Here is a 23,465-nt window from a genome sequence, read left to right on the forward strand (position 1 = left end):
CAACTTTCGTGTAGCAGGAGTAATACTCCAGCTTTCTGCACTAGGTGTGAAGCTATCCTGCCTTAGGGTACAAAAAACCGTACCTCTTCCCCCACATCTTTACAATATACCAAAAACCTCCTTAACTTGAGGCAAACTTTAAACTACCCATGCCGCACATACATCCCAAAACCACGCCTATCTACCAAACTTCCGTTTTTGCCTTTGAGGACCTGAATGCGCTAGAGCAATATTTTGGGCAACCGGGGCAAAGCTACATGTACACCCGTTACGGAAACCCCAACACGGATGAACTGGCGCAGCAGGTGAACAAGTTGGAAGGTGGGGCAGGAGCAGTGGCAACCTCTTCGGGTATGTCCGCGATTCTGGCGGCTGTTTTGGCAGTATGTAAGGCAGGAGACCATGTGCTGTGTGCCGAGGATATTTACGGCGGCTCGTCGGCGCTGCTCTCGCAGGAACTGACGCGCATCGGCATCAGCGTTTCGTTTGTGCCCTCAGCAGACATTTACACTTTAAAAGACTACCTGCAGCCAAACACGCGTCTGCTGTTGCTCGAAACCATGAGCAACCCGCTGCTGGAGGTGTTTGACATGGCAAGGCTGGCGCAGGAAACAAAGCAGCACAACATCCTGCTGGTGGTAGACAACACCTTTGCCACGCCCGTACTTACCAAACCATTGGAACTGGGCGCAGATATAGTAATGCACAGCGTCACGAAGTACCTATCAGGCCACAGCGACGTGACAGCCGGTGTGGTAGTATGCAAAGAGGAAGCCGTGCTGCAGCGGGTGCAGAAGGTAATGATGGTCTATGGCCTGAACCTAAGCCCGTTTGAGGCCTGGCTGGCAGCCCGGGGCCTGAAAACACTGCGCCTGCGCATGCGACAGCACTGCAGTAATGCCGTGGCCGTAGCTAAATACCTGCAGCAGCACCCGAAGGTAGAGAAAGTATGGTATCCGGGCCTGGAGGAACACCCGCAGTATGCGCTGGCAAAGCAGCAGGGGCAGGGCCTGTTCGGGGGCATGATGAGCTTCAAGATACAGGACGACAAAGAGGCTGTAAACCGCTTTATGCAGGCTTTGCCTACTATTCCGTTTGCGCCCTCACTGGCAGGTGTGACTACGTCCATCTCTTACCCCTTGGGCGCATCGCACCGCTCCTTAACATCGGAGCAACAGCAGGAGATGAGCATCACGGCAGGCGTTATTCGCCTGTCGGTGGGGATAGAGGAACCGGAGGAACTGATTGCAGAACTGGAAGCAGGTTTGGCGGCAGTGTAAGTATAAGCATAAATCTGGCGTCAGATCAGCTAGGCTCCAGCAGGCGCTTCAGCACTTTGCTCACCTTCTCCAGTTCCTCTTCATAGAGGCTGCTGCCGCTGGGCAGGCACAGGCCCCGGTTGTAGAGCCTTTCACTTAGGCCATCGCCAAAGTAGGGGCTGTTCTGGAACAGCGGCTGCAGGTGCAGAGGCTTGCAGAGCAAACGGGTTTCAATGTTTTCTTCCTCCAGCGCCTGCTTTATACTTGCTGGCTGGTGCTCTCCCGGGAGCAGGATAATGGTAAGCCAGCGGTTAGAAAAGCACACTTTTGATTCTGCCTGAAACGCCAGGTTTTCGATGGGTGCCAGCTGCTGCTCGTAGTACGCAAAAATATTCCGGCGCTGCTTTACACGCATTTCCAGCAACTCCATTTGGCCGCGGCCAATGCCAGCGCTGATGTTGCTCAAACGATAATTATAGCCCACCTGGTCGTACTGTGGATTTTCGGCTGCATCGTTTGCCTGTGCCGCTAAGGTGCGCGCTTCATTAGCCAGGTGCTCATATCCGGTAATCAGAGCGCCGCCGCCGGAGGTAGTTACAATCTTGTTTCCATCAAAGGAAAAGACACCCGCCTGCCCGAACGTACCAACCTGATGGCCACTGTAGCGGGAACCCAATGCGTGCGCCGCATCCTCTACCACCGGAATTTCAAATTCCTCTGCCACCTGCATAATTTCCTTTAGGTTGGCAGGCATGCCGAAGAGGTGCACTAACATTATGGCCGCTATCTTTTTACCTTGCTTTTGCCGCGTGGTAATGGCCTCACGCAAAGCACCCGGGCACATGTTCCAGGTTTCAGGCTCACTGTCTATCAACACGGGCGTGGCTCCCACATATAAGATGGGGTTAGCTGTGGCAACGTGCGTAAGCGTAGGGCACAGCACGTCATCACCCGCCTTCACCCCGAGCGTGCGCAGCGCCAGGTGCAGGCCGGCCGTTCCCGACGAAAGGGCAACAGCATGACGTGCGTTGGTGTGCTGGCAGATATCGTGCTCCAGGCCCGCCAGGTTCGGTCCAGCAGTGGTTACCCAGTTATCCTCAATCGCCTTGAGTACATAGTTTTTCTCGTGCCCGCCCATGTGCGGTGCTGAAAGGAAGATCCGTCCTGGCCTGTAGTTCATACTGTGTGGTCAAGTGGCTGATGGGTGAAACCAACAAAACTGGTTGTGAATTTGTTAAACGGCGCAGGCAGTTTTTGGCTGCGTAGCACCGGTAAAGATACGTGGCTGGCAGGCGCCGTGGTTTTAGCGCCCACCGTTGCAGTTACAGTACGTACAAGGCAGAGAAAGGAGACAGTGATGGCCACCTTTTCAGCACATTTTCATAGCTTGCAACCCTAACAAAGTATAGTGCACACCATGCTCGACTTCCCGAACGCGAAAATCAACCTTGGCCTTTACCTTACCGAAAAGCGGCCTGACGGCTTTCATAACCTGCAGTCGTGCTTTTACCCGGTGCAGTGGAGTGATGCGTTGGAGATATTGCCCTCTGAGCGGGAACAGTTTGATATGAGTGGATTACCGGTGCCTGGAAGCGCCGAGAGCAACCTGTGCCTAAAGGCATATAAACTGCTGCAGCAGGATTACAGTCTGCCGCCCGTGCACATGCACCTGCACAAGGTAATCCCGATGGGAGCCGGTTTAGGCGGTGGCTCTGCCGACGCGGCCTTCACGCTGCGTATTCTGAACAAGCTGTTTGAGCTGAACCTGAGCGCAGATACGCTGGAGAACTATGCCCGCCAACTGGGCTCCGACTGCGCTTTCTTTGTGCGGAACAAGCCGGTGGTCGCCACCCAGCGGGGCGATGTGTTTGAGCCGGCAACGGTAGACCTGAAAGGCTATACTTGTGTGGTGGTGTATCCGGGCATCCACATCACCACAGCCGAGGCCTACGGCAGCATCAAACCAAAGCTACCCACCTGCGACATGCACATGCTGCTGAAGCAGGACGTAGAAGTATGGCGCAGTGTGCTGCACAACGATTTTGAGGAAGCGCTGTTTCCCAAATACCCGGAGCTGCAGCAGGTAAAAAACAAGCTCTACGAGGCAGGCGCCACCTATGCTTCTATGACGGGTTCCGGCTCGGCAGTTTACGGCCTTTTTAAGGAGAAGGCGCCTGGTGAGTTAGTCTTTCCGGGACACTACGCTGTCTGGAAAGGCCTGCTTTAATTTTCGCTTGCGGCGCTTGTCGATAGAGTCGAGCACGGGGTAAATAAACACGCTGAGCAGAATAACCGACGCGCCCAGGTAAAAGCCTGATGAAAGTTTCTCGGTCTCCGGGAAAATAATCAGCGCCAGTATAATACCGTACACCGGCTCCAGGTTCACCGTCAGGTTCATGGTGTAGGCAGAGAAAAGCTGCATCAGGCGCACACCCGCTGTATAGGCATACACGGTACACGCCAGCGTCAGCACCATCAGATACACCCAATCCATCATCTCCAGACCAAAGTTCAGGGTACCATCCGCTGCAAAATACGCCTCATAAATTGGCAGGAACAGCACGGTGCCGAGGCAGGCGCCTGCCATCTCGTAGCATGTAATGGTGGTGGAAGGGATTTTCTTTACAAGGTTGGCATTGATGATGGTGAAGATGGAGGCCAGGAAGGCAGAGCCCACCGCCATACTTATCCCCAGTATGCTATCAAAGCTGGTTTCGTGCTGAAAGATAATGTAAAGGCCCAGAATAATGAGCAGCGCCAGCAGAATCTCGTGCGGCTTCACCTTGCTTTTGGATACAAGCGGCTCCAGGAAAGCCGTCCAGAGGCTGGCGGTGGCCATTCCCACCAGGCAGATTGAAACCGACGATACCCGCGCCGCAGCGAAAAAGAGGATCCAGTGCGCCGCGATAATGAAGCCTACGCCCAGAATCTTCAGCGCCATGGCCCGGCCCATCCAGAACGGCGTGCCGCGCTGGTAGATGATGGCTCCCAGGGCAAGTGCTGTAATAAACGTGCGCAGCGCCACCAGTTCAACGGCGGGTATGCTGATGAGCTTGCCAAGTATGGCCGTGAAGCCCCACAGGAAAATGACGAAGTGAAGCTCCAGGTAATTCTTTAAACGTGGCATTTAACGCGGAACGTAACGGTACAACAGCAGGCCGATGCCTGTAAAAATAACACTCGGAATCCAGGCGGCTATTTGCGGGGCAATATCGCCGACCTGAGCCAGACTACGGCTCGTAATCACGAAGACAATAAATATAAAGGCGAGCAGAAATCCCAGCGCTATTTGGAAGCCCACGCCGCCACGTGCCTTTCTGGCACTCACAATCACCCCGATTATGGTAAGTATAATGATGGCAAACGGGTAGCTGAAGCGCTCATACTTCTCGATCAGGTAAATCTCAATGTCATCTGCGCCACGATCTCTCTTCTCCTGGATGTAATCGTTCAGTTGGGGGAGGGTAAGGGTTTGTTCCAGCTTGTAGGTGCTCTCAAAGTCCTTGGGCCTTAAGTTCAGGGTGGTGTCCAGGTTTTCGCCTTTGTAGATGGTTTCTTTTTCGCCGTTGAAGGTGCGCAACGTGTAGCGGTCTATGTGCCACTTTTCTTTTTCCGCGTTCCAGGAGATGCTGTTGGTCGAAAGCTTCTGCTTCAGTATGGTGCCTTCCACATTCTCCATTGCAAAGTTGTAGCCCACATGCGCATTAACGTTGTAGCTCTCCATGTACACATAGGTTTCGGGGCCTATCTTGATGTGGATGTTGCGGCTGTCGTAGGTAAAGGGGCTCTTGATGTATTTTACCTGGAACGCCACGCTTTCCTTATTGGCATTCGGAATTACCCAGCCGATCAGCACAAAAATAGTTGCTGCAATAAGTGTAGCGCCCATTATGTAAGGCACCAGCAAACGCCTGAAGCTAACCCCGCTGCTCAGGATAGCCACAATCTCGGTATGTGAGGCCAGTTTCGCCGTCACAAACACAGTGGCGATAAACACAGTGATGGGGCTGAGGGTGTTCGCCCAGAATGGGATCAGGTTAAGGTAATAATCGAAGATGATCTCCTTAATGCTCGGGTTGGTCTTGATAAAATCGTCGTTCTTCTCGGTGAAGTCAATCACCAGAATCACCGCCACCAGTATCAGCACCGTGAACACATACGTGGTCAGGAACTTCTTAAGTATGTATTTGTCGAGGAGCTTCATCTACCTTCAATTATGAATTAGAAATTATAAATTATGAATTATGTGTTCGTTCAGCGACAGCCTCTAGTCATTCATAATTCAGCATTCATAATTCATAACTCTTACAATCGTGTCATTAATTTCTTTACCATCACATCTTTCCAGTCTCGGAAAGTTCCATCTATAATGCGTTGCCGGGCCTGCTTTACCAACCACAGGTAAAAAGTAAGGTTCTGGATGCTCGCTATCTGGCCGGCCAGGTACTCAGTGCTATGGATCAGGTGGCGCAGGTACGCTTTGGAGTAAAAGGTGCTCACGTAGCCGCCCAGCTCGGCATCAATCGGGCTGAAGTCGTCGGCCCATTTCTTGTTGCGGATGTTGATGATGCCCTGCGTGGTGAAAAGCATGCCGTTGCGGGCATTGCGGGTGGGCAGTACGCAATCGAACATATCCACGCCCAGTGCAATGTTCTCGAGGATGTTGGCTGGCGTGCCCACACCCATCAGGTAACGCGGCTTGTCCTTGGGAAGTATGTCGCACACCAGGTCCGTCATCTCATACATCATCTCGGCTGGCTCACCCACCGATAAACCACCAATGGCATTGCCCTCGCGGCCAAAGCTGGCAATGGTATCCGCAGACTGCACGCGCAGGTCTTTGTAGGTGCTGCCCTGCACAATCGGGAAGAGGGTTTGGCTGTAGCCATACTTGGGCTCGGTGCTGTCGAAGCGGTCGACGCAGCGCTGCAGCCAGCGGTGCGTGCGCTCCATGGAATTGCGGGCATAGCCGTAATCGCACGGGTAAGGAGTGCACTCATCAAAGGCCATGATAATGTCGGCACCAATGATGCGCTGCGTGTCCATCACGTTCTCGGGGGTAAAATCAAGCGAAGAGCCGTCGATGTGAGATCGAAACTTAACGCCCTCTTCCTTGATCTTGCGGGTGCCGGCCAGCGAGAAAACCTGGTAGCCGCCGCTATCAGTGAGCAGGGGGCGGTCCCAGCCGTTGAACTTGTGCAGGCCGCCTGCCTGCTCCAGCACATCAAGGCCCGGGCGCAAGTATAAATGGTAGGTGTTGCCAAGTATAATTTCGGCTTTTATGTCTTCTTTCAGCTCGCGCTGGTGCACGGCCTTCACGGTGCCTGCTGTGCCTACGGGCATAAAGATCGGTGTCTCGATGGTGCCGTGGTCAGTTTGGATTACACCGGCGCGTGCTTTTGATTGCGCGTCTGTCGCTACTAAGTTAAACTGCATGGTTGTATCGGTGCTGGCGCCTTGTCTTGCAAAAGCAATGCGCAAAGCCAGCCTGCCCAAGGGCTTCTATTTCTTTAAGTTCCGGTAATTTTATCAACCGGCAAAGATACAAACTACCGCTGCACAAACCATAGCCCACTTTAAAATTAGAACCCGTTTCGGAAATGCCCATACTTTGCCTACTTTTGAAGAAGAATGGTGCGGGGAAACACGAATCACTCTGCCATCAATCCTGATCCGTCATTCTTAATTCGTAATTCATACTTGATCACTCTTATACTTCTCGGAGCACTGGCCCTCTGTGTGCTGGTGCAGCTATGGTTTGTTTTATTCAGGTTTCTGCCGCTCTCCAAGCACCAGGACCCGGAGCCGGATGTGCAGCGGCCGGTGTCGGTGATTGTGGCGGCCCACGACGAGCTGGAGAACCTGGTGGAGTTGCTGCCGCAGCTGCTGGACCAGGACTACCCCGAGTTTGAAGTGCTGCTGGTGAATGACCGCTCCGAAGACGACACCGAGTTCTACACCTTTGAGCTGGAGCGGCAGTTTCCGAACTTCCGGGTGGTGACCATCAAGAAAACGCCCGATTACCTGAACCCGAAGAAGTACGCGCTCGCGCTCGGCATTCGCGCGGCTAAGTACGAGCACCTGCTTTTTACCGATGCCGACTGCCGCCCCTGCAGCAAAAACTGGATACAAAAGATGCAAAGCGGCTACAGCACGGGAGCCGAAGTGGTACTGGGCTATGCTCCGTATGCACAATTAAAAGGATTTCTGAATCGCCTGATCCGATATGAAACCTTGCTGACCGGAATCCAGTATTTGTCTCAGGCAAACCGGGGTCGGGCCTACATGGGCGTGGGCCGAAACTTATCGTACACCAAAGCGTGTTTCTTTAAGAACAAAGGCTTTGCTTCACATATCAAGCAAATGGGCGGCGACGATGACCTCTTTGTCCGCGATGCCGCCCGAAATAGTAAAGTTAGTGTTGTTATCGACAAGGAAGCACAGACGCTCAGCGTGCCCAAAAACAATTACCGGGAATGGGTTGTTCAAAAGCGTAGGCACCTGTCGGTTGGGGGCCAGTACAAAGCAGCGGACAGAAGAAGAATCGGAGTATTTGTTGTATCGAACATACTTTTTTACCTACTTTTCGTTATTCTTGTGGTTTCAAATAGCCATTTCGCTATATTAAGCGTATTGGTTATAGTCCGTTACCTGGCAGTATTTCCTGTTTACCTTGCGGTGGCCCGCAGACTGGATGATGAAATTCCCTTGTTGCTGATGCCTGTGCTGGATGTGGTTTACTTTGTAAACTACCTGTTCCTTGGGATATCTGTGTTACTGTATAAAAAATTCAGATGGAAGTAAATAAGCAATTCTCTGCTAAAGCTAAGCATGACTTTAAGTTAATTCAGGCGGCAGTTGAAGAAAAAGATGAGAAGGCGTATGCCGAGCTCATGAGTATCTACAAAAAGCCGGTTTACCACGTGGTGCTGAAAATGGTGCGAAACGCCGACGACGCAGAGGACCTCACCATAGAGGCTTTCGCAAAGGCCTTCCGCAACCTGCACAAGTTCAACCCCGAGTACGCTTTCAGTACCTGGTTGTTCCGCATCGCCACCAACAACTGCATCGACTTTATCCGCAAGAACAGGATAAAGACCATGAGCATCGACTCGGCGATCAAAATCGACAACGGCGATGAGATCACGATCGATTTCAAGGACAAGAACCTGAACCCGCAGGAAGAGGCGATCAAAAACCAGAAAATCGAAATCATGCAGTACGTGGTGGCCAAGCTACCCGAAAAATACCAGCGCCTGGTTACACTGCGCTACTTTAACGAGCTGAGCTACGAGGAGATCGCCACTGAGCTGAATGCGCCGCTTGGCACTGTGAAAGCCCAGTTGCACCGCGCCCGCGAGTTGCTCTACGACATGGTGAAAAACAAAAAGCACCTCATTTAAGCGAATAAATTAAGGTTAATATATTGATTACGTTGAAAGCCCCTGTTGCCTTGTGCAGCCGGGGCTTTTTACTTTCAAGTTATTTCCATACTTGTTTCGTACTTTTGTTTTGAGACACAAGTAGCAAGACACACGACCTGTACTTGTGCAAGTATACCGATGATGCCCACTACTATCGATATCATACTTTCAAGTATAGGAAAGCAGTATTTATACTTGCGCTTGCGCAGCCAAGAGCGGGTAGTGCGCGAGCTTGAGCTGAAGTATGAGGGCAAGTATAAAAATGCCGGACTCTCACTACTCTTCGACCTGCTGATGGCCCTAGCCGTGGTAGTCGTAGTAAGTGTAGTTGCAGCCATACTTTACTTCTTTGTCTCCTAAAACCAATTCATAATTCTTAATTCCTCATTCCTAATTAAAATGACCGCCATCCGTATTTTGCTTTCCGGCTACTTTCCGGAACTCACCGAAGACCAGCTGCAGAAGTATGAGCAGATGGGAGAGCTGTACCAGGAGTGGAACCAGAAGATAAACGTGATTTCGCGCAAGGACATGGACATGCTGGGCGTGCACCATATCCTGCACTCGCTGGGCATTGCCAAGGTGGTTGCTTTTCCGGAGCATACGGCGGTGCTGGATGTGGGTACCGGCGGCGGCTTGCCCGGTTTACCGCTGGCTGTGATGTTTCCGGAGGTGCGCTTCCACCTGGTAGATTCAATCGGTAAAAAGATACACGTAGTGAATGAGATTGCCCGCGAGTTGCACCTGCACAACGTGACCGCCACCCACACCCGTGCCGAGCAGGTGCGCGACAAGTATGACTTTGTGGTGAGCCGCGCCGTTACGCGCCTTGCCTCGTTCTGGCCCTGGATTATGAACAGCTTTAAGAAAACCGGCCTGGAAACGGAGGGCCTATACTACCTGAAAGGCGGCGACCTGCAGGAGGAGCTGGCAGAATCCGGCCTCATTACCCGCACGTTCGAGCTGAAGGATTATTTCAACGAGGAGTTTTTTGAGACGAAGAAAGTGGTGTACGTGCCGCTGAAGTAGGGGTAGGAAAATTTAATCTACAGAATTGGCTCAAGCGTCCGCTTGTGCCTCACGATGGCAGAACTATACTTGTCTTGCTTAATCTCCTTTGACATCAACCATACTACTCCTAATATTGTCATCTCGACGGAAGGAGAGATCTCTACGCTTTCCAGATAGATTTCTCACGCTGTTCGAAATGACAGTAGTGGAGCAATGTGCTTTAGCAGGCTTGTTCCTGCGCGTCGGCACAAGCGGACGCTTGTGCCAGGTAGTTCTGTTTTTGGATTAGACCTAGCCTTCCAGCAGAAACTGCACGGCCCGTTCTTCGGCATAGTTACGCTTCCGGCGGAAGCCTACGGCAAAGCCCACATGGCCCCCCTGCTCGGGCATTTCGAGGTAAAAGTTCGGATTCGCCTCGGCCTCCTGTATTGGGTAGCAGCTCGGCGAAAGGAAGGGATCGTTTTTAGCGTTTACCAGCAGCGTCGGGATGCGGATGTTCTTCAGAAACTGCTTTGAGCTGACGCGGGCGTAGTAATCTTCGGCGTTCTTGAAACCATGGATAGGCGCCGTGTAGCGATCGTCGAACTCGGGAAACGACCACTGCAGGCTGTACCCGCTCAGGTCCAGCTGGTCGGGGTACATCTGCTGTTTCTGCTCCAGCTTCTTGCCCAGCGTTCGAAGGAAGCGCTGCGTGTAAATACGCGATATCTTCTGCGCAGAGCCTTTCAGGTCAACCGGAGTGGAGAAAACAGCCACACGTTTCACCTGCGCCGGTACCTGCTCCGCGGCTTCTCCCAGGTACTTCAGGGTGATATTGCCTCCGGCGCTGAAGCCAGTCAGGAACACGGTGGAATACTGCTTTTTTGCCAGCGCGTGGTGCAGGACCGTGTGCAGATCTTCGGTGGCGCCGAGGTGGTAGGAACGGAGCAGTTTGTTCGGCTCCCCGCTGCAGCTGCGGTAGTTCCAGGCCAACGCATCTACCCCGCGGGCATTAAAGGCTTTCACCATGCCCATCATGTACGGCCGCGCCGTGTCTCCCTCCAGGCCGTGCGAGAGCACGATCAGGGAATCTGAACCCACGCAGGACCAGTCGATGTCTAGGAAGTCCTGGTCAGGCGTTAACAGGCGCTCCCGCTTGTACTGCACCCCCTCCACCTGCCGGAATAAGCTGGGGACAACGGTTTGCAGGTGTCCGTTAAAAAGATAAAAAGGGGCTTTGTGGGAGGATGGAACAAGTGGCATGAGGGTACGCTGTAAGTATGAATTGTGCTCTAGTACAGCAAAAATAGCATAGAAAGCACTAAGAGCAGATCATTATAAGGGTATTTGTCGTATGTAACAGGCAACAACATACTCTAGAACTATGAAATTGATAGCAAAGTTTAAAACGATAGCATTAGCGGTTACCATGGGAAGTTTCCTGGTGGCCTGCGACCAAAATACAGGAACTGAAACACCAATTGGCGTGCCAGAGGAAGAGAGAGGCCTGGTACAGGAAGGGGGAGAAGTACAAAACGCAAGCACAACAACTTACGACGACACCCGAAATTGGGTAACCACCAACACCGCCCGTGCCGATGAAGTGACAGAGGACGAGTTCAAGCGAATGCGTTCTGAGTACCAGCGCCGTGAAGCCGAGTTGGATCAGCAAAAAGTAAACTGGGATGACGATACCCGCGAGAAATGGGAGAGAACGAAGCAGGAGTGGAGTGGTTTCGAAAACAGCGTGCAGCAGCGACTGGGGAACATTGATGTGGATGCGGATATAGATGTACAGCGCGAGAATAACTAATATTCCACTCGTAACTCTACCAGATAATTATACAGCAAGAGCCGCTGCAATATTCTTTGCAGCGGCTCTTGCCATTTAGGCAGTTCTAGCTAAACTTACCTGAATGTTTCCTTGAAGAGATTATAGAGCATAGTTTATACTTGCTAAAAGGGCAGGGGCAGACGCGATTGGTAGGAGAGGATATTCCTTGCGAGCAGCGTTGGTTGTGGAGCAGCCGTAGGTTAAGCGGACTTATTTCCCTATCTTTGTGAAAGAGGAGCGCTTCACATATTTTTGTGAGGAGTGCTTTGGAAATTAATTGTAAAGGATATACCTTTGCAGACTAATTCAGGAAACGGAATCAAAAGATTTAATATTATAGAATAACATGGCTAACCATAAGTCGGCATTAAAAAGAATCAGAGCGAACAACGCTAAACGTCTTCGTAACAAGTACCAGGCGAAAACTACCCGTACTTTTATCAAGAAGCTAAGAAGCACTACTGACCAGACCGAGGCGCAGGAACTGTACAAAACTGTTTCTTCAATGCTTGACCGTCTGGCTAAGAAAAACATCATCCACAAAAACAAAGCAGCGAACAACAAGTCTAAACTGGCTAAGTTCGTAAATAGCCTGGCAACAGCAGCTTAATTTTTGCTGGTATCTTATCAGAAGCCTTACACGCCATGTGTAAGGCTTTTTGTGTTTAAGGTGAATAAGTGGAATCTATACCTTCCGTTGTAAACCCACCCCTGCCCCTCAGAGGAGGGGAATAGTCAGCAGTAGAAGCGTCAATGTTTCGTAATAGTAGAACACCCCTATAGTCCCCTCAAGGGGACAGCTATACTTGTTGCATGGCTACTGCTGTAGCTATATGAAATGATTCCAATCCTTGGGTTGAGCGCCTTGTGCATGTTGCGGTGCCCTGCAGGGGCAGCCCGCAGCGGAGCGAGGAGCAGCTTCAATACACAGCGCGATGCCCGAGGACGGGGCCTCGCGGCCGTGAGCGCTCCAAAGCTTGAAGCGAAGCGTTTAGGGTTTGGGAGCTGGAGGATAAGCGGCAGCTAGAAAGAATAGCTTGGCTGAAGTTGCGTTAATCACTTGATCTCTACAGAATTTTAGATAGATCTCTCATTACATTCGAGATGACAATAGCGGCAACCGGAATGATAAGCCAAAAACAAAGAGGGCCTGAAGCTACTGCTTCAGGCCCTCTCTTATAAAGTATAAAAGAGTATACTTACGCTACACTCAGCTTAATCATGTTCGTGCGCTTCTGCTCGTTGATCGGCATACTGGCCGTGTTGATGAACACATCGCCTTTCTTGATGAAGCCGCTGTCCAGCAGCGTCTGCTTGATGTCCTGAATGGTGCCGTCAGTTGACTCAAATTTATCGTAGTAGAAGCCGCGAACGCCCCACACCAGGTTCAGCGTGTTCAGGAGCTGCTTGTTCTCAGTAAAGATAAAAATGTTGGCCTTCGGGCGGTACTTTGCCAGTTGGAAAGCCGTGTATCCTGACTTGGTCATGCCGATAACGGCGCTGGCTTTGGTGTCGCGGGCTAAGTAGCAGGCGCTGGCCACCAGGCTGTCGTTGAAGAAGGTGGATGACGTAGGATCTAACTGAAAGTTGCTTCTGTAAAAGATGCCTTCGTGCTGCTCCTCCACCATCTGGATGGTAAGGTTCATGCTGCGGATTGTCTCGAGTGGCCACGCGCCAACAGCAGTTTCGGCACTAAGCATCAGGCAGTGGGCCCCGTCAATTACCGCGTTGGCTACGTCGTTGGTTTCTGCGCGGGTAGGGCGTGGGTTCACGATCATACTTTCCATCATCTGGGTAGCCACAATCACCGGCTTGCCCGCTTGGTTAGCCTTATCGATGAGCATCTTCTGCATCATCGGTACTTTCTCCATACCTACTTCCACACCCAAATCGCCACGGGCCACCATCAGGGCGTCCGCTTCGCGCAGAATGTCATCAATATTCTCGATGGCCTCGGGCTTTTCGATCTTGGCAATAACGCGGGTGTCCTTTCCGCGCTCTTTTATGATGCGTTTGATCTCCAGTATGTCTTTGCCTGTGCGCACAAAAGAAAGCGCCACCCACTCCACATCGTTGTCGAGGCCGAAGAGGAGGTCTTCCATGTCTTTCTCGGTAAGCGACGGAGCCGATACCTTTGTGTTAGGCAGGTTAATGCCTTTGCGGGGCTTCACGATGCCGCCATACTTTACTTTCGCCTCTACCTCCTGGTCCTTGTCGGTTTTCGTAACGATCACCTCCAACTTGCCATCGTCGATAAGTATAGAGTCGCCCACGTTCACGTCTCTGGCCAGTTCGGTGTAGCTGGTGGCCAAATGGTCGCTGCTGCTCACCGAGCCGTCGCTCCTTAGTTTGATGATCTCTCCCTCACGTATCTCCACACCGCCGTTCTCTATCTCGCCCATGCGGATCTTCGGGCCCTGCAAGTCCTGCACCAGGGCAATGTAGGTGCCGTGCTCTTTGTTGATGCGGCGCACGTGGTCAATCACCTTCTGATGCTCCGCATGCTCGCCGTGCGAGAAGTTCAGGCGAAACGCATCCACACCCTCCTTTACAAGCTCAACCAAGCGCTCGTAGGAGTTACTGGCTGGGCCTACGGTGGCCAGCACTTTTGTCTTATTAAATGAAATGTCCATACTTTAGAAGATCAGGTTCTCTTTGAATTTAAGTGTGAGAGGGTCAAAACGTTTAACATACTGCACCAGCGGAACCCGCAGCAGGTTTTTCAGCAGCTCCTGCGGGTACAGTTGCTGCATTGCCCCGCTTATTTGCAGCACGTAATCATACTCTTTTATATCGGGCAGCAGAAACGGCTTTTTAAAGCCTGTGCCGCCTAAAGCTCTGTTCCTGAACAAACGCACCTCGCTGTGTTCTGTTTCATACTGAAAATTGGAGATCAGCATACTTGCCTCGCCCGTGTGGTCGTAGCAAATGTCTTTTCGCCGGGTCAGGTGCAGTTGCAGCACCTTGTTCAGCACCCACGCCAGCTTGTAGTCCTTTACAGGCGAGGCAAGCCCGTACAGGTCGAAGCTATAATCGTACGCTATCTGCAGGCGGTGAACTTTCATGGGTGGCTTTGAAATGCTAAAGTAAGAACCTCTGCCTGTAAATCGGAATATTAGCCCATAAAACTTTTGCTACTTCTCCACATCCCGTAATTTTTTTTGACATTGTAAGTGTATTTCCATTTCTTTGCACAGTGTTTTAATTAACTATAAAATAAAATGTCAGAAATCGCAGAAAAAGTAAAAGCTATCATCATCGATAAGCTTGGTGTTGAAGAGGCAGAGGTTACACCAGAGGCAAGCTTCACAAATGACCTGGGTGCCGATTCACTAGATACTGTTGAGCTTATCATGGAATTCGAAAAAGAATTCAATGTGTCTATTCCGGATGATCAGGCTGAAAACATCTCTACTGTAGGTCAGGCGGTAAGCTACCTGGAAGAGCACGCGAAGTAATACATCCTCCCCTTTCTATAAAAGTTTTTTCTACTGTCTATCCTCTACTAACAGCTTATGGAGCTTAAGAGAGTCGTAGTTACTGGGTTAGGCGCACTCACGCCAATTGGTAATACTGTTTCAGAGTACTGGAACGGCCTGATCAATGGCGTGAGTGGCGCTGCGCCCATTACACGTTTCGACGCAAGTAAGTTTAAAACGCAGTTCGCCTGCGAAATTAAAGGATACGATCCGGAGAAATACTTTGATCGTAAGGAAGCCCGCAAAATGGACTTGTTTACGCAGTTTGCACTTGTGGTGGCCGAGGAGGCCGTGCAGGATGCTAAACTGATGGAGGGGAACATTGACCCTGACCGTATCGGGGTAATCTGGGGCTCTGGAATTGGCGGCCTGCGCACGTTTCAGGAAGAGTGCGTGAACTTTGCCAACGGCGACGGAACACCACGCTTCAACCCGTTTTTCATACCGAAGATGATCGCCGACATCAGTGCCGGCCACATCTCCATCAAGTATGGCTTCCGTGGGCCAAACTTCGTTACTGTTTCTGCCTGCGCCTCGGCAACAAACGCCCTGATCGACTCCTTCAACTACATCCGTTTGGGTATGGCTGATGTGATCGTGAGTGGTGGCTCAGAGGCCGCTGTAACAGAGGCTGGTATCGGTGGTTTTAATGCCATGAAAGCTCTTTCTGAGCGAAACGACTCTCCGGAAACCGCTTCCCGTCCGTTTGATGCAGGTCGTGATGGCTTTGTATTAGGCGAGGGTGCCGGTGCCTTAATTCTGGAGGAGTACGAGCACGCCAAAGCGCGCGGCGCTAAAATTTACGCCGAGATCATCGGTGGCGGCATGTCTGCTGACGCACACCATATCACCGCTCCGCATCCGGAAGGATTGGGTGCTCTGAACGTGATGAAGAACGTGCTGCGTGATGCAGGCATCAAGCCCGAGGAGGTAGATTACATCAACGTACACGGAACCTCCACACCGCTTGGCGATATCAGTGAAACCAAGGCCATCAAAACTGTTTTTGGTGACCAGGCTTACAAGCTGAACATCAGCTCCACCAAATCCATGACAGGCCACCTGCTGGGTGCCGCCGGTGCCATCGAGGCCATTGCCTCTATCCTGGCCGTGCAGCACAACGTGGTGCCACCCACCATCAACCACTTCACCGACGATGAAAACATCGACAACCGCCTGAACTTCACGTTCAACAAGGCGCAGGAGCGGGAAGTTAAAGTTGCACTAAGCAACACCTTCGGTTTTGGGGGCCACAACACCTCCGTTATTTTCCGTCAATACAAGGACTAATTAGTGTTTGGACCCATTAAACCAGTTCGGCGCATTTACCATAGGTTATTCAATAAAGATAGAGCCTTAGTACGTGCACTTGCTGGCATTATTGGCAGCACACCTGATAACATCCGACTGTACAAACTCTCGCTCACCCATACTTCGTTTGCGCGCCAAAGCGCGGCAGGCAAGCATGAGACCAACGAGCGCATGGAGTTTTTAGGCGATGCCATACTTGGCGCCGTGGTGGCAGAGCTTTTGTTCAGGAAGTTTCCGTACGAAGACGAGGGTTTTCTGACAGAGATCCGCTCGCGCATCGTTAACCGCGAGTCGCTGAACCTGATTGCCATGAAAATTGGGTTGAACCTGCTGGTGAAGGTAGATACAACCAGTAACTCCATGCGTCACAAATCGGTAAACGGTAACGCACTAGAGGCGTTAGTGGGTGCCATTTACCTGGACAAGGGCTACAACACCACACGCGACTTTATACTTGGCAAGCTCATCAAACCGCACATCGACCTGCATAACCTGGTTAACACCACGGCCAACTTCAAGAGCAAGCTCATTGAGTGGGCGCAAAGCCAGAACCTTGACATCCGCTTTGAGATTGTGAAGCGGAAGCAGCAGGGAAACACCACCGAGTTTACCTCCGAGGTATACATCGACGACAAACCTATTGCCACAGGCGTAGGCCTCTCCAAGAAAAAAGCCGATCAGGCAGCCGCTGAAAAGGGGCTCACCTTCCTGAAGATCAGCTAAGCCTGCCATAGAGTACAGCTGCATTTCATTGACTGAATAGGTGTGCCTGTTAGGGCCTGATGCTGTTCGCCAAATCTCCTTTCAGACTGGAATCATTCCGTTTCACAGCACTCGAATATCCTAAATTGAAATCCTGCGCTTAACTTGCCTTTGCATACTTGCGTTATATAACCCTATGGAAGAAACGAGACTCGTACTGGCTGCCGCAGCCCTCAACCAAACCCCTATGGACTGGGACGGCAACCTGAAAAACATTCAAGACGCCATTACCAAGGCGAAAAATAACAACGCTGATATTCTGCTGCTCCCCGAACTGGCTGTTTCCGGCTATGGCTGCGAAGACATGTTCCTGAGCCCCTGGCTCTCGGAGATGGCCTTTGAGCACCTGCTGCAGCTAAAGGAGTGGTGCGATGGCATAACGGTAGCGGTGGGCGTATCGGTGTTCTACAAGCTGAAAGTGTACAACACAGCCTGCGTAATCAAGAACAAAGAGATTGTGGGCTTCACGGCAAAGCAATTTTTGGCAAACGATGGCGTGCACTACGAGCCGCGCTGGTTTACGCCCTGGCCTGCCGATGTAGTAGAAGAATTTGAAGTAAACGGACAGCGCTATCCTATAGGCGACATCATTTACGAAGAGAAGGGTGTGAAGTATGCCTTTGAGATTTGTGAAGATGCCTGGCGACCGAACCGCCCCGCAGAGCGCCACATGCCAAAAGGTGTGCAGCTTATACTTAACCCCAGCGCCAGCCACTTTGCCCTAAGCAAAACAGACGTGCGCCACAGGCTGGTGGTGGATGCCTCTAAGAAATACCAGTGCGCCTACATGTACGCCAACCTGCTGGGCAACGAGGCGGGCCGCATGATCTATGACGGCGAGGTGCTGATTGCGCAGAACGGTAAACTGATTCGCCGCAACGAGCTGCTTTGCTTTAAGGATGTGGATTTGGAGTGCGCGGAAGTATGCTTCTCCAGGAATCCAACTATTGAAGAAGTGATTGAGTACCTGCCGCCGATTGATGAGAACAAGGAACTGATGGCGGCCCTTAGTCTGGCCCTGTTCGATTACATGCGCAAGAGCCGCAGCCGTGGTTTTGTGCTGTCGCTTAGCGGTGGCGCCGACTCGTCAGCGTGTGCTGTGGCTGTGGCCGAGGTAGCACGTCGTGGCGTGGAAAGTTTGGGTCTGGAACCCTTCATGAAGAAAGCACTGCTTTTCTCGCCAGCGGAAATAGCGGAAGTCTCCGCGCTGCCAGAGGAACAGGCCCAGAAAGCGCTCGTAAAGAAACTGCTGACAACCGCTTACCAGGGCACCGTGAACTCTTCGGATGATACCTACCAGTCAGCGAAGGAACTGGCTGCTTCCATCGGAGCGAAGTTCTATAACTGGACGATTGACGAAGTGGTGCGCAATTATACTTCCACAATAGAGGAAGTACTGGGCCGCGACCTGACATGGGAGCAGGACGACGTGACGCTGCAGAACATACAAGCCCGCGTGCGTGCCCCCGGCATCTGGATGCTGGCGAATATCCAGAACGGCTTGCTGATGGCCACCTCTAACCGCAGCGAGGCCTCTGTTGGCTATGCTACGATGGATGGTGACACAGCCGGCGGTATTTCGCCTATCGCCGGGATCGATAAGGCTTTTATCCGGCAGTTTCTGATTTGGGCGCAGCAGGAGTTGGGCTACATTGGCCTGCAGTACGTGAACAACCTGCAGCCAAGTGCTGAGCTTCGGCCTGCAGAAGAGGAGCAGACGGATGAGAAGGACCTGATGCCGTACGAGGTGCTGAACCAGATTGAGCGACTGGCCTTCCACGACCGCTACTCGCCGCTGGAAGTATACGACATTCTGCTGAAGGACGGTGTGGCAGACGGCGCAACGCTGAAGGGCTGGATCACGAAATACTACAGCCTGTGGTCCCGAAACCAGTGGAAGCGCGATCGCTACGCGCCATCGTTCCACCTCGACGATTACAACCTGGACCCCCGCAGCTGGCTGCGCTTCCCGATTCTGAGCGGAGGCTTCCGGGAAGAGCTGCAACTGCTCAAAGACAGATAGCACAAGCGGCGCTGCCATCCCGGCAGCGCCGCTTTTTATATTGCGCATCCTGCTGCTTACCACTTGCCATACTTGCGCTTCAGGTGCTCGTTTGTGAGCACAATACTGCCCATTAGTAGCACCAGCATCAGCGCCACCACCAGCAGTATCCCAAGCTTTGGCGGAACGAAAAGGTAGCTAAGACCTCCGGCAAGTGTGGCTATCATGCCAATGCCGATGAGCAGCGTGGGGTGGTAGCGGTTTGCCTCGTCCCAGTTTGGCTGGTCGCGCATGGAGTAGTGCGTGCGGAAGCCGTATAGCCAGTTAATTTGTTTTGGTGGCCATGTCCGGAAGATGATGCCGGCGATAAACAGGAGCAGGCCGGGGAGGAGGTGCAGCAGGAGCATACGCATACATAGCAGGTTCTCGTTATATAACACGCGCCGCAGGTTGCTTTCGTTTTTTCCGTGGCCGATTTATCTTAACTTTGCCAGCTAAGCATCTCGCATTATGAGCATTTTGAACTACATTACCTGGAACGTTGATCCGGAGATTTTCAGCATCGGCCCGTTGAGCATCCGTTGGTACGGCCTGCTTTTCGCGCTGGGCTTTGTGATTGGCCAGCGCATCCTGACGAAAATATACGTGGCCGAGGGTCGCACTGAAGGCGACGTGGACGTGATTACCATTTACATGATCATCGGTACGGTGGTGGGAGCGCGTTTGGGCCACACACTGTTCTACTCTCCGGAGTACTATCTAAGCAACCCCATCGAGATACTGAAAATCTGGGAGGGCGGGCTGGCCAGCCACGGTGCCACCATTGGTATACTTTTCGCGCTTTGGCTGTTTAGCCGCAACCAGAAGTTTGATTACCTGTGGGTGCTGGACCGCATTGTAATTGTAGTGGCACTGGGCGGTGCCTTAATCCGTTTGGGCAACCTGATGAATTCGGAGATTATCGGTCACCCAACTACCGTGCCCTGGGCGTTTGAGTTTGTGCGCCTGGGCGAGAACCCCGTGGTGCCGCGCCACCCCACACAGCTGTACGAGTCGCTAAGTGTGTTCCTGCTGTTTGTGGTGCTGTACTGGCTTTGGAGCAAGTACAAGGGAGCACTGCCCAAGGGCTTGCTCTTCGGCATTTTTGTAACAGCGCTGTTCTCGTTCCGTTTCCTGGTGGAGTTCCTCAAAGAAGACCAGGTAGCAAAGGAGGCAACCATGACGCTGAACCTGGGCCAATGGCTAAGTATCCCGCTGATCATCATTGGCATTGCCATACTTGTTTGGGTATGGCTGCGGCCTACGCAAGCCCTTCCTGGAGGCAGGCTTCCTGAAAGCAGCAACGCGTAGTACTGATTTTTTATAAAACGAAGAAGCCCTTTTGCCACCATGGCAAAAGGGCTTCTTCGTTTTCAGCAGGTATGAATTTCTACAAAGTATAGCGGTACAGGTTGCCACCTTCGCTCGTGATTACGAGTTCCTCGTCATTCATAAAATCCAGCGCCTCTGTTTGGCCGGCATTTTTTAGCTGGCGCTTCTCATAGGTGCCTTCGTAGAATTTGTCGGCGCTGCTGAAGTCGCTGAACAGGTGCAGGGCACTTTCGCTCACAAGCGCTACCATTTTCCCGTTAGGGCTGATGGCGGCACCTGTTATCTCGGCCTTCAGTTGGTGGCTCCCAACCACTTTGGCCTGGTGCGTTCCGGGCTGGTCGGGCAGTTGGTATACTTTGGCGGTAGCGCCCTGGCCACGGTCTTTAGAGATCAGGTATAAACTGCCATCACTCCAGAAAATGGCTTCGCTGTCGAAGTTGCGGTCTTTTTTCTTGGGCGGATATTCTTTCTGGTCCTCGTAGGTGTAGCGGATGGCCTGCACCTGCTCCGGCTGTGCCAGGTTTACCTTATACACAGCCAACTCGCGGCGTGAATTGTTGTTGTTGCCCGAGTCGGCAATATAGATGTTGCCTTCGTCGTCCTTTGCCAGATCCTCCCAATCCACGTTGGGCAGGTTAAGCTTAAAAGTTGCCTGCAGCTTGCCCTGCGCATCCAACTGGTACAGGTGTGGCTTGTTGCCAGCATCGTTGTGGGTAAGGTAGTTTCCATCAGGCAATACAATCAGGCCCGAGCTCTCTTCCACCTCATTTGGCAGCGAAGCCACCTGTTGCAGCTCACCGGCAGCAGCGGCGGTGGACGTGGCAGCGGTCGGGCGCTCTTCAAAAAGCGTGTCCCGGAGGAAGAAAGTTATAAGGCCCACAAGGCCCAGCATGATTACAGCAATCTTTATCATCAGTTTCATGTACGTTATTTAGTGACGGCCTATTATTAACGAGAAGTTTAGGCAGACGTTAACATAACCGAAGTATAAACTTTAAAATAGGCTGACAGCACACTTGCTTAACAGCCAAGAACCTGCAGACATGGAGATAAAGAAAATAAAGGAGACCTGCCTGTATGTGGCAGACCTGGAAAGGAGCAAGGCCTTCTACCACGGCAAACTAGGCTTTGCGCTGATAGGGGAAGTGCAGAACAGGCATGTGTTTTTCAGGGCCGGGGGATCGGTGTTGTTGTGCTTTCTGGCAGAGGTTTCGAAGGAATCCAAAAAATTGCCGCCTCATTTCGGCTCAGGCGAGCTGCACCTGGCCTTCGAGGTGGAGCGGGAGCAGTATGCGCCTTGGAAACAGAAAGTAGAGGAATTGGGCATTGCCATAGAGCAGGAGTATGACTGGGGCGGCGGCTTCCTGTCGTTCTACTTCCGCGACCCGGACCGGCACCTGCTGGAGGTGGTAATGGGGGGCATGTGGGAGCGGTGAAGGAGCAGCTGTGTTAGTAAATTTATAACGGCTTTGCTATGAGGTGGCGAAGCTACCTTATAGGTTTTGTTGTGCGGAGTATCTTTTTGCCCTTTTATAATTTTGATACTCCTAAATTAACCTTAGATTCTAATATTGTTTCTAAAACTATTAAGCTATTTGGCAGGAGCGTTAATTTTATCAAAAGAGACTTCAATAGCAGCACTACTGTTTAACTCGTACAGTTGAATGTGTTTTTGGTCTATGATGCCATTGTCATACAAGCTATCTGCAAATCCCCTGAAATCAGAAGTTTCCCTGTTTTTTAAATGGTCATATATTCTAGGGTTGCCATAATCTCGGAACCATAGAGTTGAATTAGCAATGATGAATATATTATAAGACCCTTTCGAAGGTATCTTTATCTTTTGTGTTATTGAGTCTTCTAAAATCACTTCTACTATTCTTTCAGTATCTTTCGGGGCCTTCGTTCTGAAAATACTGTAATTTTCTTCTACTGCATTATCAGCCAATTCCATCTCAATTATTGGCTCTTGGTTTAAGAATACATTTAACTGCCTATCATTCTCACCATCTCTACTCTTTATATAGAAATTCAATTCATCCTGCTTACCCATACAGCCAGATATAACTGTAAGCAGAATAATGGTAAGAAATGCTTTCATGAGTTTAGGTGCTTGATAGGGAATTAGTATTCATGAATTATGTGTATTTAATTCTATTTATACATTCTTGTTGCGCACAACTAGAGTATAAACGGGATTATAATATAGCTAGATAAACGGAATCGGACTAACGAATATACTATATAGAGGCTACAATATAAATCTAACAGTCAGTAGCGCTATAATTGCAGTAGCTGCTTAGTCTTCAATAACTTTTAGTAGGAAGCTGTAGTGAAAGTTTACATCACATGCAACTGCTCGTTCACCAGTGCCAATGTGGCTGCATCTATGCTGTGGCCGCCCTCAAACGTATAAACCTGCGAATTTATACCGAGCTGATGCATGAGTTGCTGCTTGTTCGCAAGTGCTTCGGGGGTGATAAACTCATCCTGCATGCCATACACCACGGCGACAGGAAGGTTGGCAAAGGCTGCCTTGCCGGAGGAGAAGTCGATGTCTTCGGGGAAGGAGGCGGCCCAGAGAATGAGGCGGTGCACGGGCACGTTTTGCGTAGCCAGCCAGCGGCTAACCGTGGCGCCACCCTGCGAGAAGCCAAGTACGGTAATGCGCACATCCTGCGGTAGCTGCTGCAGTTGCTCACGCAGGAGCAGGTTCAGGTAGCTGGCCTGGTCCTCTATTTCGGACAGGCGGTCTTCCTTCGTCATCCAGGTGGCACCGATGCGGCCGGAAAAGCGCTCCAGGTAAAACCTAGACAATGCCTCGGGTGCCACAACAAGCGTTTGCCCGTTATCCAGCGCAGAAAAATGACGCAAAAAGTAGCGCGCCAGCTGGCCGTACCCGTGGCACACAATCCAAAGGTCTTTTATACTTGCCGAAGGCGTGCCCAAGGTATAATAACGGGCAGTGCGGGGTACCGTAAGGCTATGTTCGTTCATATGGTTATACTGATGAGCAGCCTCAATTCATCATTC

General features: G+C 51.5%; 25 protein-coding genes. 14 read left to right on the forward strand and 11 right to left on the reverse strand.

All coding sequences use genetic code 11. The annotated features are described in order from the left end of the window. The first annotated feature begins 149 nt into the window (after window positions 1-149). Entirely contained in the window at window positions 150-1,280 is a 1,131-nt protein-coding gene (locus A0W33_RS12675) for a trans-sulfuration enzyme family protein (RefSeq protein ID WP_068838475.1), read from the forward strand. Window positions 1,281-1,305: 25 nt separating this feature from the next. On the opposite strand, the gene A0W33_RS12680 is transcribed toward A0W33_RS12675, so the two are convergent. Beyond that, window positions 1,306-2,439: a DegT/DnrJ/EryC1/StrS family aminotransferase gene (locus A0W33_RS12680; protein ID WP_068838477.1), complete on the reverse strand. Its 1,134-nt coding sequence runs from the start codon at window positions 2,437-2,439 to the stop codon at window positions 1,306-1,308. Between the two features lie 237 nt (window positions 2,440-2,676). On the opposite strand from A0W33_RS12680, the gene ispE reads away from it, so the two are divergent. Continuing rightward, the gene (ispE, locus tag A0W33_RS12685) at window positions 2,677-3,486 is read left to right on the forward strand and encodes a 4-(cytidine 5'-diphospho)-2-C-methyl-D-erythritol kinase (protein WP_068838478.1); all 810 of its coding nucleotides are present in this window, start codon (window positions 2,677-2,679) and stop codon (window positions 3,484-3,486) included. Here the strand turns inward: ispE and A0W33_RS12690 are convergent. The 3 genes from A0W33_RS12690 to tgt form a co-directional block, all read right to left on the reverse strand. Continuing rightward, window positions 3,442-4,386, reverse strand: coding sequence for a DMT family transporter (locus tag A0W33_RS12690; protein ID WP_068838480.1), 945 nt, complete (start codon window positions 4,384-4,386; stop codon window positions 3,442-3,444). The genes ispE and A0W33_RS12690 overlap by 45 nt on opposite strands. Next, window positions 4,387-5,463, reverse strand: coding sequence for an LptF/LptG family permease (locus A0W33_RS12695; RefSeq protein WP_068838482.1), 1,077 nt, complete (start codon window positions 5,461-5,463; stop codon window positions 4,387-4,389). Window positions 5,464-5,564: 101 nt separating this feature from the next. Beyond that, complete coding sequence (gene tgt / locus A0W33_RS12700; protein WP_068838484.1) at window positions 5,565-6,695, reverse strand: tRNA guanosine(34) transglycosylase Tgt; 1,131 nt, start codon at window positions 6,693-6,695, stop codon at window positions 5,565-5,567. A 264-nt stretch (window positions 6,696-6,959) separates the two neighbouring features. Here tgt and A0W33_RS12705 point away from each other — a divergent pair, with 264 nt between their 5' ends. The 4 genes from A0W33_RS12705 to rsmG all read left to right on the forward strand — a co-directional run bounded on the left by A0W33_RS12705 (window position 6,960) and on the right by rsmG (window position 9,712). Beyond that, on the forward strand, window positions 6,960-8,063 hold the full coding sequence (locus tag A0W33_RS12705) for a glycosyltransferase (protein WP_172798116.1): 1,104 nt from the start codon (window positions 6,960-6,962) through the stop codon (window positions 8,061-8,063). Beyond that, complete coding sequence (locus A0W33_RS12710) at window positions 8,054-8,662, forward strand: RNA polymerase sigma factor (protein ID WP_068838486.1); 609 nt, start codon at window positions 8,054-8,056, stop codon at window positions 8,660-8,662. Before A0W33_RS12705 ends, A0W33_RS12710 begins: the two co-directional genes overlap by 10 nt. 159 nt (window positions 8,663-8,821) lie before the next feature. Beyond that, a complete protein-coding gene (locus A0W33_RS12715) occupies window positions 8,822-9,043 on the forward strand; it encodes a hypothetical protein (RefSeq protein WP_068838488.1) in 222 nt (73 codons plus the stop codon). A 39-nt stretch (window positions 9,044-9,082) separates the two neighbouring features. After that, complete coding sequence (gene rsmG / locus A0W33_RS12720; RefSeq protein WP_068838489.1) at window positions 9,083-9,712, forward strand: 16S rRNA (guanine(527)-N(7))-methyltransferase RsmG; 630 nt, start codon at window positions 9,083-9,085, stop codon at window positions 9,710-9,712. Window positions 9,713-9,985: 273 nt separating this feature from the next. Here rsmG and A0W33_RS12725 read toward each other — a convergent pair whose 3' ends face one another. Then, a complete protein-coding gene (locus A0W33_RS12725) occupies window positions 9,986-10,936 on the reverse strand; it encodes a YheT family hydrolase (RefSeq protein ID WP_068838491.1) in 951 nt (316 codons plus the stop codon). 121 nt (window positions 10,937-11,057) lie between these two features. Between A0W33_RS12725 and A0W33_RS12730 the strand changes: the two genes are divergently transcribed. Then, the gene (locus A0W33_RS12730; protein ID WP_068838493.1) at window positions 11,058-11,486 is read left to right on the forward strand and encodes a hypothetical protein; all 429 of its coding nucleotides are present in this window, start codon (window positions 11,058-11,060) and stop codon (window positions 11,484-11,486) included. Between the two features lie 367 nt (window positions 11,487-11,853). Next, window positions 11,854-12,117, forward strand: a complete 264-nt coding sequence (gene rpsT / locus A0W33_RS12735; protein WP_068838494.1) for a 30S ribosomal protein S20 — start codon at window positions 11,854-11,856, stop codon at window positions 12,115-12,117. 589 nt (window positions 12,118-12,706) lie between these two features. On the opposite strand, the gene pyk is transcribed toward rpsT, so the two are convergent. Both pyk and A0W33_RS12745 read right to left on the reverse strand, forming a co-directional pair. Then, a complete protein-coding gene (gene pyk, locus A0W33_RS12740) occupies window positions 12,707-14,140 on the reverse strand; it encodes a pyruvate kinase (protein ID WP_068838496.1) in 1,434 nt (477 codons plus the stop codon). 3 nt (window positions 14,141-14,143) lie between these two features. Beyond that, window positions 14,144-14,572, reverse strand: a complete 429-nt coding sequence (locus A0W33_RS12745) for an IPExxxVDY family protein (RefSeq protein WP_068838499.1) — start codon at window positions 14,570-14,572, stop codon at window positions 14,144-14,146. 156 nt (window positions 14,573-14,728) lie between these two features. Here A0W33_RS12745 and A0W33_RS12750 point away from each other — a divergent pair, with 156 nt between their 5' ends. The 4 genes from A0W33_RS12750 to nadE all read left to right on the forward strand — a co-directional run bounded on the left by A0W33_RS12750 (window position 14,729) and on the right by nadE (window position 19,082). After that, the gene (locus A0W33_RS12750) at window positions 14,729-14,965 is read left to right on the forward strand and encodes an acyl carrier protein (RefSeq protein WP_068838501.1); all 237 of its coding nucleotides are present in this window, start codon (window positions 14,729-14,731) and stop codon (window positions 14,963-14,965) included. A 57-nt stretch (window positions 14,966-15,022) separates the two neighbouring features. Continuing rightward, window positions 15,023-16,276 (forward strand): beta-ketoacyl-ACP synthase II, encoded by a 1,254-nt coding sequence (gene fabF / locus A0W33_RS12755; protein WP_068838503.1) that lies wholly within the window; start codon window positions 15,023-15,025, stop codon window positions 16,274-16,276. 3 nt (window positions 16,277-16,279) lie between these two features. Next, complete coding sequence (gene rnc, locus A0W33_RS12760; protein WP_068838505.1) at window positions 16,280-17,020, forward strand: ribonuclease III; 741 nt, start codon at window positions 16,280-16,282, stop codon at window positions 17,018-17,020. A 175-nt stretch (window positions 17,021-17,195) separates the two neighbouring features. After that, entirely contained in the window at window positions 17,196-19,082 is a 1,887-nt protein-coding gene (gene nadE / locus A0W33_RS12765) for an NAD(+) synthase (RefSeq protein WP_068838507.1), read from the forward strand. Window positions 19,083-19,138: 56 nt separating this feature from the next. Here the strand turns inward: nadE and A0W33_RS12770 are convergent, their stop codons facing one another. Continuing rightward, the gene (locus tag A0W33_RS12770) at window positions 19,139-19,468 is read right to left on the reverse strand and encodes an SdpI family protein (RefSeq protein WP_068838509.1); all 330 of its coding nucleotides are present in this window, start codon (window positions 19,466-19,468) and stop codon (window positions 19,139-19,141) included. Between the two features lie 103 nt (window positions 19,469-19,571). On the opposite strand from A0W33_RS12770, the gene lgt reads away from it, so the two are divergent. Then, the gene (gene lgt, locus A0W33_RS12775) at window positions 19,572-20,411 is read left to right on the forward strand and encodes a prolipoprotein diacylglyceryl transferase (protein ID WP_068838511.1); all 840 of its coding nucleotides are present in this window, start codon (window positions 19,572-19,574) and stop codon (window positions 20,409-20,411) included. Window positions 20,412-20,490: 79 nt separating this feature from the next. On the opposite strand, the gene A0W33_RS12780 is transcribed toward lgt, so the two are convergent. Continuing rightward, complete coding sequence (locus A0W33_RS12780) at window positions 20,491-21,354, reverse strand: hypothetical protein (RefSeq protein WP_068838513.1); 864 nt, start codon at window positions 21,352-21,354, stop codon at window positions 20,491-20,493. 121 nt (window positions 21,355-21,475) lie between these two features. On the opposite strand from A0W33_RS12780, the gene A0W33_RS12785 reads away from it, so the two are divergent. After that, entirely contained in the window at window positions 21,476-21,868 is a 393-nt protein-coding gene (locus A0W33_RS12785) for a VOC family protein (protein ID WP_068840114.1), read from the forward strand. A 155-nt stretch (window positions 21,869-22,023) separates the two neighbouring features. Here A0W33_RS12785 and A0W33_RS12790 read toward each other — a convergent pair whose 3' ends face one another. Then, complete coding sequence (locus A0W33_RS12790) at window positions 22,024-22,533, reverse strand: hypothetical protein (RefSeq protein WP_074937222.1); 510 nt, start codon at window positions 22,531-22,533, stop codon at window positions 22,024-22,026. A 239-nt stretch (window positions 22,534-22,772) separates the two neighbouring features. Continuing rightward, the gene (locus tag A0W33_RS12795; protein ID WP_068838517.1) at window positions 22,773-23,429 is read right to left on the reverse strand and encodes an alpha/beta hydrolase; all 657 of its coding nucleotides are present in this window, start codon (window positions 23,427-23,429) and stop codon (window positions 22,773-22,775) included. Between the last annotated feature and the right edge of the window lie 36 nt (window positions 23,430-23,465).

This window comes from Pontibacter akesuensis (assembly GCF_001611675.1).
GTDB classification, from domain to species: domain Bacteria; phylum Bacteroidota; class Bacteroidia; order Cytophagales; family Hymenobacteraceae; genus Pontibacter; species Pontibacter akesuensis.

What these genes read in the sequence shown, in the direction of transcription:
- A0W33_RS12675 (WP_068838475.1), top strand. Translation starts at nt 150, where the DNA reads ATGCCGCACATACATCCCAAAACCACGCCTATCTACCAAACTTCCGTT.
- A0W33_RS12680 (WP_068838477.1), bottom strand. Translation starts at nt 2,439, where the DNA reads ATGAACTACAGGCCAGGACGGATCTTCCTTTCAGCACCGCACATGGGC.
- ispE (WP_068838478.1), top strand. Translation starts at nt 2,677, where the DNA reads ATGCTCGACTTCCCGAACGCGAAAATCAACCTTGGCCTTTACCTTACC.
- A0W33_RS12690 (WP_068838480.1), bottom strand. Translation starts at nt 4,386, where the DNA reads ATGCCACGTTTAAAGAATTACCTGGAGCTTCACTTCGTCATTTTCCTG.
- A0W33_RS12695 (WP_068838482.1), bottom strand. Translation starts at nt 5,463, where the DNA reads ATGAAGCTCCTCGACAAATACATACTTAAGAAGTTCCTGACCACGTAT.
- tgt (WP_068838484.1), bottom strand. Translation starts at nt 6,695, where the DNA reads ATGCAGTTTAACTTAGTAGCGACAGACGCGCAATCAAAAGCACGCGCC.
- A0W33_RS12710 (WP_068838486.1), top strand. Translation starts at nt 8,054, where the DNA reads ATGGAAGTAAATAAGCAATTCTCTGCTAAAGCTAAGCATGACTTTAAG.
- A0W33_RS12715 (WP_068838488.1), top strand. Translation starts at nt 8,822, where the DNA reads ATGATGCCCACTACTATCGATATCATACTTTCAAGTATAGGAAAGCAG.
- rsmG (WP_068838489.1), top strand. Translation starts at nt 9,083, where the DNA reads ATGACCGCCATCCGTATTTTGCTTTCCGGCTACTTTCCGGAACTCACC.
- A0W33_RS12725 (WP_068838491.1), bottom strand. Translation starts at nt 10,936, where the DNA reads ATGCCACTTGTTCCATCCTCCCACAAAGCCCCTTTTTATCTTTTTAAC.
- A0W33_RS12730 (WP_068838493.1), top strand. Translation starts at nt 11,058, where the DNA reads ATGAAATTGATAGCAAAGTTTAAAACGATAGCATTAGCGGTTACCATG.
- rpsT (WP_068838494.1), top strand. Translation starts at nt 11,854, where the DNA reads ATGGCTAACCATAAGTCGGCATTAAAAAGAATCAGAGCGAACAACGCT.
- pyk (WP_068838496.1), bottom strand. Translation starts at nt 14,140, where the DNA reads ATGGACATTTCATTTAATAAGACAAAAGTGCTGGCCACCGTAGGCCCA.
- A0W33_RS12745 (WP_068838499.1), bottom strand. Translation starts at nt 14,572, where the DNA reads ATGAAAGTTCACCGCCTGCAGATAGCGTACGATTATAGCTTCGACCTG.
- A0W33_RS12750 (WP_068838501.1), top strand. Translation starts at nt 14,729, where the DNA reads ATGTCAGAAATCGCAGAAAAAGTAAAAGCTATCATCATCGATAAGCTT.
- fabF (WP_068838503.1), top strand. Translation starts at nt 15,023, where the DNA reads ATGGAGCTTAAGAGAGTCGTAGTTACTGGGTTAGGCGCACTCACGCCA.
- nadE (WP_068838507.1), top strand. Translation starts at nt 17,196, where the DNA reads ATGGAAGAAACGAGACTCGTACTGGCTGCCGCAGCCCTCAACCAAACC.
- A0W33_RS12770 (WP_068838509.1), bottom strand. Translation starts at nt 19,468, where the DNA reads ATGCTCCTGCTGCACCTCCTCCCCGGCCTGCTCCTGTTTATCGCCGGC.
- lgt (WP_068838511.1), top strand. Translation starts at nt 19,572, where the DNA reads ATGAGCATTTTGAACTACATTACCTGGAACGTTGATCCGGAGATTTTC.
- A0W33_RS12780 (WP_068838513.1), bottom strand. Translation starts at nt 21,354, where the DNA reads ATGAAACTGATGATAAAGATTGCTGTAATCATGCTGGGCCTTGTGGGC.
- A0W33_RS12785 (WP_068840114.1), top strand. Translation starts at nt 21,476, where the DNA reads ATGGAGATAAAGAAAATAAAGGAGACCTGCCTGTATGTGGCAGACCTG.
- A0W33_RS12790 (WP_074937222.1), bottom strand. Translation starts at nt 22,533, where the DNA reads ATGAAAGCATTTCTTACCATTATTCTGCTTACAGTTATATCTGGCTGT.
- A0W33_RS12795 (WP_068838517.1), bottom strand. Translation starts at nt 23,429, where the DNA reads ATGAACGAACATAGCCTTACGGTACCCCGCACTGCCCGTTATTATACC.